The organism is Corallococcus exercitus (assembly GCF_003611585.1).
Lineage (GTDB): Bacteria > Myxococcota > Myxococcia > Myxococcales > Myxococcaceae > Corallococcus > Corallococcus exercitus.
Genome location: NZ_RAVW01000384.1, coordinates 1 through 9476 on the forward strand (window position 1 = coordinate 1; position 9476 = coordinate 9476).

Sequence of the window (9476 nt, forward strand, 5' to 3'; positions counted from 1 at the left end):
ATCCTGAGTGACCGGCCGCTCCACTTCGCCTCGCTGCGGCCCACGGAGCCCGAGTTCCAGCTGGCGGGCGAGCCGGAGCGCGTGGCCCTCACCGCGGCGGCCCTGGGCGTGCGGGCGGACGAGCTGGACCTGCCCGTGCCGTTGGACCGCGATGCCTATCGCCGGGCGCTCGCGAAGTTGCAGGCGCGCAACATCGTGGACGCGGACGGACGGCTGTCCGACTACGGCCGCGCGGTGGAGGCCCTGCCCGTGGAGCGCCCCTGGGCGGAGCTCATCGTCAACGCGGAGGACGCGCTGCTGCCGTTCCTCGCGGTGTGCAGCTCGGTGGAGTCGCTGCACCGGATGACGCGCGAGGAGCGAAACCTGGAGGGCGTGCTCGTGCCCGGCAGCGACCACCTGACCGCGTACAACCTGTACGCCGAGGCCTTCCAGGAAGCGGGCACGGTGGGCGAGGTGCAGGGGCTGCCGCGCCACGTGTTCAACGCGGAGAAGCTCGCGGCCTGGGTGGAGGGGCGAGGGGTGCTGGTGAAGGCCCTGGAGGACGCGGCGCTCGCGATGGCGAGCGTGTACCGGAGCGTGGGGCTGAAGCTGCCCGCGCACATGCCCTTCGCGACCCCCCGCGTCTACCAGCGCTTCTGTGACCTGCTCGCGCGCTTCATGCCCTTCGACCTGATCATCGACGAGCGCACGGCCTGGGGCGAGGTCGCGCGCGTGTCGAAGACGAGCGTGTGCGGCAACCTGGGCGCGGTGGCGGGCCCGCTGCGCTACTTCGCCGACCGCAACGGCGACTCGCAGGCCGGCATCGAAGGCACCCAGCTGCCCCAGTCCCTGCTGCGCCGCTACGCCCGCCGTCACTCGGCGGCGCCGGTGTACGACGTGCGCTTCCGCTCGGTCGTGCTCGTGACGAGGGTGGAGTTCTTCGGCTTCGCGCTGGAGCAGGAAGTGGAGGTCCTGCGCGCCTGGGGGCCGGAGCTCGCCAAGGCGGCCCGGCACGCGCTCGCCGAGGCGCTGGCGCGGGGCGAGGCCCCCCATGCCGCGGTGGACCGTCACCGGGTCGCCATCGCCGAGGTGCGCGAGCTGTGGCGGCGCTCGGGCGGAACCACCGCGCCGCTGGGATTGCCGGAGCTCACCGCGCTCTACGAGGCGCAGCTGGAGGGCGTGGACACGCTCGACGACTTCAAGGCGCGCCCGTTGCGGCTCGACCTGGACGCGCTCGTGCCGCCCGCCACGCGCAGGGCCCTCCTGGCGCTCCCGGACGCCGTGGAGGTGCGCGACCAGGAGGTCCCGCTCGAGTACGACGTGGAGATGTTGTCGGACGGGGCCCCGCGCGGCGTGGTGAGGCTGCACCTGCCGGAGAAGCTCGCCCGGACGTTGGTGGAGGAGGAGCTGCCGCTGCTCGACCGCCCCCAGCGCTTCAGCGTGGCCCGAGGCCGGCGGGGCGTGCTCCAGGCCCGGTCGCTCCTCGAGCTCCAGGAGCTGCTCGACCGTCCCTGGATGCCGGACGAGATCGCCGAGGTCACACGCGAGCGCCAGCCCCAGACGCAGGAGCGGGAGCGCGGCGCCCCCAGACGCGGACCCAACCGGGGCCACCACGGCAAGCCCCCCAGGAATGGGAAACGGCCGGGAGGCGGCAGGCGGCGGCGCTAACGTGAGCGCTACGCGTCAGGGCTGACGCTCACCACGCGTGGCGGTCCAGCCAGCTCCGGATGGCGCGCGCGATGTCCTCCGGCGCGTCTTCCGGCGCGTGGTGCCCCGCGCGACCGAGCGGGACGATCTCAAGGGCCCGGAGGTTGGCGCGCGCCCACTCGATGATGTGTGGCGCGTTGAGGCCGGTCTCTCCGAACGTCAGCAGGAGCGCCGGCTTCACGGACGGCTGCGCGAGCCACGCGTCATAGCGCTCAATCACTTCCGCGACGTCCGCGGGCTCGCCATCGATTGGAATCTCACGAGGCCACTGGAGCACCGGGCGTCGTGACGCCGCGTCCGGGTACGGGGCTTGATACACGGCCCGGTCACTCTCCGGGAGGCCGCGCAGGACGCCGTTCGCGAAGGACCTCGCGAGGAACTCGTTCTGCTCGAGCACCAGCTTCTCACCGGCCCCAGGCGTCCGCAGGGCGCGGAACAGCTGCTCACCCTGGGGAGGCCAGTCGCTCCAGTGCATGGGGCGGAGGAACGTCTCGAACACGACCACGCCCCGGACGCGCTCCGGATGCCGCCGCGCCTGGTCCAGTGCCAGCACGCCGCCCCAGTCGTAGCCGACGAGCACGACGTCCCGCAGGTCGAGCGCCTCGAACCACGCATCGAGGTACTTCGCGTGGTCCGCGAACCGGTAGGGGATGTCCGGCTTGCCCGAGTCCCCCATCCCGATGAGGTCGGGCGCGAGGCACCGGCCGCGGTCGGAGAGTCGCGGGATGACGTTGCGCCACACGTGCGAGGACGTGGGGTTGCCATGCAGGAACACGATGGGCGAGCCCGTCCCGGCCTCGCGGTAGGAGATGAACGAGTCCAGAACAGGAAGCCGTTGAGGCGTGGTCATGGGAGTGCTCCGGGAAGGAAGCGGCGTGGAGGAGTGGCATGCGACGAGCGCGCCCGCGACGAGACAACCGAGCAGTCTGTGCATGCACCCATGATGGGGAAGAGGACTCCTCGCTGGTAGTGATGGTTCGTGAGGTCTACGCTCACCAACCGTGAGCATTGAAATCTCCGCCCTCGACCTCAACCTCCTCCTGGTGCTCCACACCGTCCTCACCGAGCGCAGCGTGGTGCGCGCGGCCGAGCGGCTCCACGTCACGCCCTCCGCCATCAGCAACAGCCTCGCGCGCCTCCGCTCCGTGCTGGGGGACCCGCTGGTCACGCGCAAGGGCCGAGGCATCGTCCCCACGCCCCGTGCGCTCGCGCTCGCCCCCGCCATCGCGCGAGGCCTGCGCGAGCTGGAGTCCGGGCTTCATGAAGCCCCGTTCGAGCCGGCCCGCTGCACGCGCACCTTCACCCTCGCCGTCGCCGACGCGGGGCAGCTCACCTGGGGGCCGCGAATCGCCGCCCGGATGACCGAAGCGCTGCCGAACGCGCGCCTCTCCGTGGTGGGCATCGCCTCGCTCGTCGCCCTGGGCGACCTGACCTCGTCCCAGGTCGACCTGCACATCGGCCTCGCCGGGCGGGGCGCGGGCCTGCACGTCGAGCCGCTGCTCGACGAGCGCACTGTCCTCGTGGCCCGCGAAGGCCACCCCGCGCTCCAGAGGCGCCTGTCCGCGCGTGCGCTCGGAGCGCTCCGGCACGTGGGCGTGGAGATGGTCCCGGGCAAGGGCTTCCGGGACCTCGTCGGCGCCGCGTACGCAAGCGCGGGCATCCCTCGCGAGGTCGCCATCACGGTGCCTTCCTTCATGACGGCCGCGGCGATGGTGGCCGCGACCGACCTCGTCGCGACACTGCCGGAGTCACTCGTCGCCGCGCAGGGAACGCGGTTGGGCGTGCGCGGCGTCAACGCGCCGGTCCCCGCGCACACCGTCAAGCTGTCCCTGTGCTGGCATGAGCGCACCCATGCAGACCCGGCCGCGCGCTACTTCCGCGAACTGGTCCGGAGCGCGGTCCTGGCAGGGTGACACGCATGGAATGCCAGACGAGGCGTCTGGCATTGGGCAATGCTGACTGTCGGTCATTTCCCAGCGCGACAGGGCCTGTTGCCGCATGGGCCAACGCTTCTCAGGCTTTATCCAGACGAGAAGGTCACAGAAACACGGAACCGAGGGGGGAACATGAGGACAACGTCGATTCGTGAACTGGGGCTGCGGTGCGGCGGATATGTGGTCGGGCTGTCGCTTGCCGTGGTGGGGTTGCCTGGCGTGGCCATCGCCCAGGCACCTGACACGCTTCCCAATTCGTATCTCCAGAGGAACCTGGTCTCCGACGGGGCAGCGACCGCGGAGCATGTGGATCCCAACCTGGTCAACGCCTGGGGGCTTGCCTTCAATCCGTTTGGCGTCGCCTGGGTGGCCGACAACGGGACGGGGAACTCAACGCTCTACGACGGGGACGGGAACGCGCAGTCGCTCGTGGTCACCATCCCGGTGCCCACGGGAGCCATGGCTCCCGCGAGCCCCACCGGCGTCGTGTTCAACGGCTCCGAGGGCTTCGTGGTCTCCCAGGGCACCGCCAGTGGCCCTGCTCGCTTCATCTTCGTCACGGAGCAGGGCGTCGTGGCCGCCTGGTCTCCCACCGCCGCCGCGTCCAACGCCATCCTCACGGTGGACAACTCCAGCAAGGGCTCCATCTACAAAGGGGCCGCCCTGGCGAGCAACGGCACCGCCACCTACCTCTACGCGACCGACTTCCACAACGGGCGGGTGGATGTCTTCGACAACAAGTTCGCGCCCGCCACGCTCAGTGGGAACTTCACGGACCCGAACCTGCCTGCCGGCTTCGCGCCGTTCGGCATCCAGAACATCCACGGCGATCTCTACGTGAGCTATGCGCAGCAGGACGCGAACCGCGAGGACGATGTGCACGGCCCGGGCCTGGGCTACGTCAACGTCTTCGATGCGAACGGGCGGTTGATCCGTCGGCTGATTTCCGCGGGCAACCTGAACGCTCCGTGGGGGATGGCCGTGGCGCCTGCCAGCTTCGGGCGGTTCGCGGGGCGGCTGCTGGTGGGGAACTTCGGCGACGGCACCATCAACGCCTTTGATTCCGCGACGGGAGCCTTCGATGCCCAGCTTCAGGGTGCCGACGGGAAGCCGGTCATCATTGACGGCCTGTGGGCGCTCGGCTTCGGCAATGGCCTTCAGAACCAGCCCAGCAACACGCTGTTCTTCACCTCGGGCCCGGCGGATGAGGCCCACGGCCTCTACGGCCGCCTGGACGTGGCCACCACGGGCGCGACCCGCGTCCCGTTCCGTCCCATGCGCTGATCCGTGTGCGGTTGAGGCAGGAAACTCATGGCACGCGCCCGGGGAATCATGTCCCGGGCGCGTCCTCGGGTGGGGAAGATGCCACTCCAGTGAATGGGCGCTCTGGCATTGCACCCGTGGCGGGCTCCATGTGATAGGCGCACCCCTCACCCTGGAGGAGTGATGCCGAAATGGATTGCCTGGCTGTCCCCGTGTCTTGCCTTGCTTGCCACGGGATGCATGCCATTGGAGGCGGACGACGCGCGGGAGCCGGAGGTCCAGCAGCAGGCCCTGACGGGCACGGAGGTCATCGACTTCGCTTCCGCGAGCACGCTGACGAACACGGATGCGTCCGGCAAGAGCGGCGGCATGGCCGTGCTCAAGACGAACAGCGCGAACTGCACGGTCGGGGCGTACGCCGACTGCTATGCGCAGTACATCGAGTTCAGCCCCAGCTACACGGGCTACCTGACCTTCAAGCTCTCCAGCCTCACGCAGGCCGCGCCCACCCCGGCCCAGGTCACCCAGCTCCAGGTGCTGACGAAGTACCAGGGGCCCGGGGTGGCCGCGTCCTACTACCAGTGGCAGCTCTACCGCTTCACGACCTCCAGCTGGGTCACCCTCGCCAACTCGCAGGGGCGCGGTGACTGGGTGTGGACCCCGGCCCTGACGCTCAACCTGCCCGCCACGGAGGTGGCCGCGAACTTCGTCTCGAGCACCGGTGACATCCGCGCGCGCATCGTCAAGGGCGCGGGCACGGACGCGGCGCAGCTCGACAGCCTCCGGCTCCAGGTGTCCTGGGACATCGCCACGACGTGCACCGCCGAGACCGATGCGGCGTTCTGCACGCGGCTGGACGCAAACTGCGGGCAGGTGAGCGGCACCGACAACTGCGGCCAGGCGCGCACGGTCGCGAGCTGTGGCGCCTGCCAGAGCCCGGCGACGTGCGGCGGTGGCGGCACCGCGAACGTCTGTGGTCAGGGTTCCGCCTGCACGGTGGCGGCCTTCCCCAAGGGCACCACCTGGATGTGGGACCTGGAGCACGCCTCCATCCCCACGAACCTCAACGCGCAGGTCTACGTGGTGGACCTCTTCAACACCTCCAGCGCGAAGATCCAGGAGTACAAGACCGCCGGCAAGAAGGTGGTCTGCTACTTCAGCGCGGGCACCTACGAGGACTGGCGCGAGGACGCGAACCAGTTCCCGCAGGACACGTACTGCACCCCCGGAGAGAACTGCGCGCAGTCCGTGCACATCCTGGGGGACTGGTGCACGAGCGGTGGCGGCTGTGAGTGGTGGTTGGATCACCGCAAGCAGGCGGTGCGGACGGTGATGACGTCGCGCATGCAGCTGGCGAAGAGCAAGGGCTGCGACGCGGTGGAGCCGGACAACGTCGACGGCTACTCGCACGACGATGAGATCAGCTGCACCGACCAGTCCTGCTGGGGCCTCACGGCGGCGAACCAGCTCGACTACAACCGCTGGCTGGCCACCACCGCCCACTCGCTGTGCCTGGGCATCGCGCTCAAGAACGACGTGGACCAGGTCTCCTCGCTCGCGGACTCCTTCGACTTCGCCATCAACGAGGAGTGCCAGAAGTACAACGAGTGCGGCGCCTACAAGACCTGGTTCACCAACAAGAACAAGGCGGTCTTCAACGCCGAGTACCGCGTGGACTCGGGCGGGGACACCACGAACTGGACGAGCTGCACGGGCACGGGGGCCACCTGCGCCTGCGGCGAGACCAACTTCGTCCAGGGTGACCTGCGCACCCTGGTCTTCAGCACCGCGTCCGTCCGGTACGACAACATCCAGTTCGCCTGCTGGTAGCGCGGGCGGGCCGGGGCGTTCACCGCGCCCCGGCCTGTCCCTCAGTACTCGACGGTCGCGGTGTAGGCGAAGTGGTCGGAGCCGTACTTCTCCAGCCGCTCGGCGGGGCCGGTGCCGATGCCCACGCTGACGTAGATCTGATCAATGGGCACGCCGTCCACGCCCGCCGTGCGCAGGTGGTTCATCCCGGGGATGTCCTGCGACAGCGCGCGGTTGAAGTCACCCACCAGGACGACGGGCAGCCCCCGGCCGAGCAGGTCCGCGACCACCTCGCGCACGACGGCGTTGTGCGTCCGCCAGCGCTCCTGCCGCTCGGGGTGTTCGCCGTTCCAGGCGCCGGAGATGTAGTGGGTGTTGATGAACGCCAGCTTCGCGCCGGTCTCGATGTTCTTCAGCACGACCCAGTTCACGAAGCGCGCCGGCGTCACGCCAGCCTCCCCGCCGTGCGTGAGGCGGGACCCGTCACCCGTCTTCTCGTACTTGTTCTTGCGCCAGGAGATGGCGATGGAGTTGCGGGCGTCCAGCCGGCTTTCGCCGGGCCGGAAGTGGTTGTAGTACTCCAGCGCGTCGAGCTTGTTGTGCCCCTCCGCGGTGCTTACCTCCTGCCAGCCGATGACGTCCGCGAGCGGCCGGAAGTTCGCCTCGCCGTAATGCGTGTTGTGCGTCGCGACCGTGGTCGTCGTGACGGCGAGCGCCGCTGTCTGCTCCGAAGAAGTGGAGGGCAGGAGCCCCAGGGAGAGCAGCAGGCTGAGAACGGCGGACGACAAGAGCTTGAGCATGGTTCCCTCGAAACGTGCGCCAGGCCATCCCTGGCGTCTTCAGGGAAAATTAGCGAAACATGCTTTAACAGAAAATATGATTCGGAAGGTTTTGTGCGGAATGCATCCTTGGGGCGACGCGGGATGACCTACGGGCCCGGAACCTCCTGGCTCCGGGCCCATGGTCGTTTCCACCTTGCGTCAGGTGGGGCGCAACGGCTCACCCGTAGGAGAGCGACCACGCATTGGTGTGGTCGAGGGTCGCCGTGCAGAGGTTCACCGCGCCCGGGAACGACACCTCCATCGCCTTGGTGGTCTGGTCGGCGGACATCACCTGGCCCATCGAGAGGTGGTTGGAGAAGGTGATGTAGTAGGTCGGGTTCGGGGTGAAGATGGTCGTCGTGTTGGGCTGCGCCTGCAGCGCGAAGGTCCCCTGGCCGGACATGCCGATGCCCACGGACGGCGCGCCATTGGTCACCACCTTCGGGTCCGGGATGGTGTTGTCGCAGTAGATGCTCAGGGAGCCCGGGGTGCCGGCGTTCGACTCGTTGATGAACTTGTACTCCTGGCTGTCGGGGCTGGTGAGCGTGATGAGGTTGTCGTTCGTCAGGTCCGCGTCCGTCACCTGACTGGCGTTGAACGCGACGCCCGCCTGCAGGATGCCCGTCGACGCCCAGACGAAGTTGTACGTGGTGGACCAGGTGAAGGTCACGGACGTGCCACTGGCGACCTTCTTCGTGTACCAGGCCAGGGACATGATGGAGGGGTCGGTGATCGTCGGGTCCTTCTGGAAGCAGCAGAAGGTCCAGTCGTTGTTGGAGTTGTTGATGAACTTGATCGCGTACTGCTGCGCGGCGGCGACCGTGTTCACCTCCTTGTTCGGGAGGCTGACGAGCCGGTGCCGGATGCCGGGGATCACCTGCAGCTTCTGCGGATTCATGTGTCGCTCCTGGGGTGTCATCCGAGGGTTGCTCGGATGGGGTGGCGACAACGGCGCCTGACTGCTGTTGTCAGTCGCCGTTGCGTGAATGCATGTCATTGCACCCGGTGGGCCAACCCTTGTCGCCCGTGGGCCAGGACGTTTCCGGGGGGAAAAGGGGGCGGCGACAGTCCCGCGACACGTCGGCGGCATGCCGCGCCCCTGAACCTCCAGGACGGCGACCCTCAGCAGTTGGCGGAGACGTCAATCGTCCCGTTGGCGTGCTTGGGTTCTTCCTCCCCGCCGACGGGCCCGGCGGGCGTGAAGGTAAAGGTGACGGGACTCAGCGCGGCTTGCTCCGGGACGTAGAACGCGTAGAGCCAGGAGGCCACGCCCTGTGAAACCACCGGCTGGGTCTGGAGAACGACGCGGAGCGGGTCCGGCAGCTTCAGGTTCAGCGTCTGGCTCGGGGGCACGAACACCAACACGGTGACGACCTGGCCCGGATGGGCTGGGACTACCGAGTCTGGGGGGGAGCCCGTGCTGGCCACGGTGAAGTCGAAGAGGAAGTCCGGATTGAAGGGCATGGAGTGCTCCTTTGCGGCCCCAAGAGGGATGGGACGGGGGCCGTGTCACTCATTCAATCGGAATGCCGGTGACACGTCGGCGACATGCCGCGCCCGCTCGCCCGGAGCGCGCTTCGCGTCCGTTCAGGGCTCGCGCCATACTCAGGCCGCTCTCCCCCGAGGCCCCTGGCGATGACCCGCGACGATGAGAAGGAGATCTGGCTCGCCATCGATGAGGGGCTCGTGCCCCGGGAGGAGGCCGGGGGCCTGCTGGAGGAGGCCCGGCGGCGGCGGCGAAGCCCGCTGGAACTGCTCCGCGAGCGGGGGCTGCTGTCCGAGGAGACGCTGGAGTCGCTCCTGAAGGACAGCCCCGCCCCCGCCGGGCCCCGGCCGGGGGGACTTCCCGCCGCCGACGAGACGGCCCCGCTCGATGCGCCACGGGCCGTCGAGGCCCTGGCGCTGCGTCAGGCCTCGGCCCCGGCCTTCCCCATCCCCGGGTGGGACCGGTACCAGCCCGTCC

The 9476-nt window shown here is 69.1% G+C and carries 8 protein-coding genes and 1 pseudogene; 5 read left to right on the forward strand and 4 right to left on the reverse strand.

The window, feature by feature from the left end; translation table 11 throughout:
- A pseudogene (locus D7W79_RS32965) lies at nt 1-1647 on the forward strand (DEAD/DEAH box helicase); the annotation flags it as partial.
- A gap of 28 nt (nt 1648-1675) precedes the next feature.
- On the opposite strand, the gene D7W79_RS32970 reads toward D7W79_RS32965, so the two are convergent.
- Nucleotides 1676-2536, reverse strand: a complete 861-nt coding sequence (locus D7W79_RS32970; protein ID WP_120529325.1) for a haloalkane dehalogenase — start codon at nt 2534-2536, stop codon at nt 1676-1678.
- 151 nt (nt 2537-2687) lie between these two features.
- On the opposite strand from D7W79_RS32970, the gene D7W79_RS32975 reads away from it, so the two are divergent.
- The 3 genes from D7W79_RS32975 (at nt 2688) to D7W79_RS32985 (ending at nt 6713) form a co-directional block, all read left to right on the forward strand.
- Complete coding sequence (locus D7W79_RS32975) at nt 2688-3599, forward strand: LysR family transcriptional regulator (RefSeq protein WP_120529326.1); 912 nt, start codon at nt 2688-2690, stop codon at nt 3597-3599.
- Nucleotides 3600-3752: 153 nt separating this feature from the next.
- Nucleotides 3753-4904 carry a TIGR03118 family protein gene (locus D7W79_RS32980; RefSeq protein WP_120529327.1) on the forward strand — a complete coding sequence of 384 codons (1152 nt, stop codon included), beginning with the start codon at nt 3753-3755 and terminating at the stop codon, nt 4902-4904.
- Nucleotides 4905-5123: 219 nt separating this feature from the next.
- Nucleotides 5124-6713, forward strand: coding sequence for an endo alpha-1,4 polygalactosaminidase (locus D7W79_RS32985; protein WP_158617109.1), 1590 nt, complete (start codon nt 5124-5126; stop codon nt 6711-6713).
- A gap of 41 nt (nt 6714-6754) precedes the next feature.
- On the opposite strand, the gene D7W79_RS32990 is transcribed toward D7W79_RS32985, so the two are convergent.
- From D7W79_RS32990 to D7W79_RS33000, 3 genes are all read right to left on the reverse strand, one after another.
- A complete protein-coding gene (locus tag D7W79_RS32990; protein WP_120529329.1) occupies nt 6755-7492 on the reverse strand; it encodes an endonuclease/exonuclease/phosphatase family protein in 738 nt (245 codons plus the stop codon).
- Between the two features lie 199 nt (nt 7493-7691).
- Nucleotides 7692-8411, reverse strand: a complete 720-nt coding sequence (locus tag D7W79_RS32995; RefSeq protein ID WP_120529330.1) for a RhiA family protein — start codon at nt 8409-8411, stop codon at nt 7692-7694.
- 224 nt (nt 8412-8635) lie between these two features.
- Entirely contained in the window at nt 8636-8977 is a 342-nt protein-coding gene (locus D7W79_RS33000; protein WP_120529331.1) for a hypothetical protein, read from the reverse strand.
- Nucleotides 8978-9148: 171 nt separating this feature from the next.
- Between D7W79_RS33000 and D7W79_RS33005 the strand changes: the two genes are divergently transcribed.
- Nucleotides 9149-9476, forward strand: a 328-nt coding sequence (locus D7W79_RS33005; protein ID WP_147442170.1) for a hypothetical protein, incomplete at its 3' end; no start/stop codon positions are given.

What these genes read in the sequence shown, in the direction of transcription:
- D7W79_RS32995 (WP_120529330.1), bottom strand. Translation starts at nt 8,411, where the DNA reads ATGAATCCGCAGAAGCTGCAGGTGATCCCCGGCATCCGGCACCGGCTC.
- D7W79_RS32980 (WP_120529327.1), top strand. Translation starts at nt 3,753, where the DNA reads ATGAGGACAACGTCGATTCGTGAACTGGGGCTGCGGTGCGGCGGATAT.
- D7W79_RS33000 (WP_120529331.1), bottom strand. Translation starts at nt 8,977, where the DNA reads ATGCCCTTCAATCCGGACTTCCTCTTCGACTTCACCGTGGCCAGCACG.
- D7W79_RS32970 (WP_120529325.1), bottom strand. Translation starts at nt 2,536, where the DNA reads ATGACCACGCCTCAACGGCTTCCTGTTCTGGACTCGTTCATCTCCTAC.
- D7W79_RS32985 (WP_158617109.1), top strand. Translation starts at nt 5,124, where the DNA reads ATGCCATTGGAGGCGGACGACGCGCGGGAGCCGGAGGTCCAGCAGCAG.
- D7W79_RS32990 (WP_120529329.1), bottom strand. Translation starts at nt 7,492, where the DNA reads ATGCTCAAGCTCTTGTCGTCCGCCGTTCTCAGCCTGCTGCTCTCCCTG.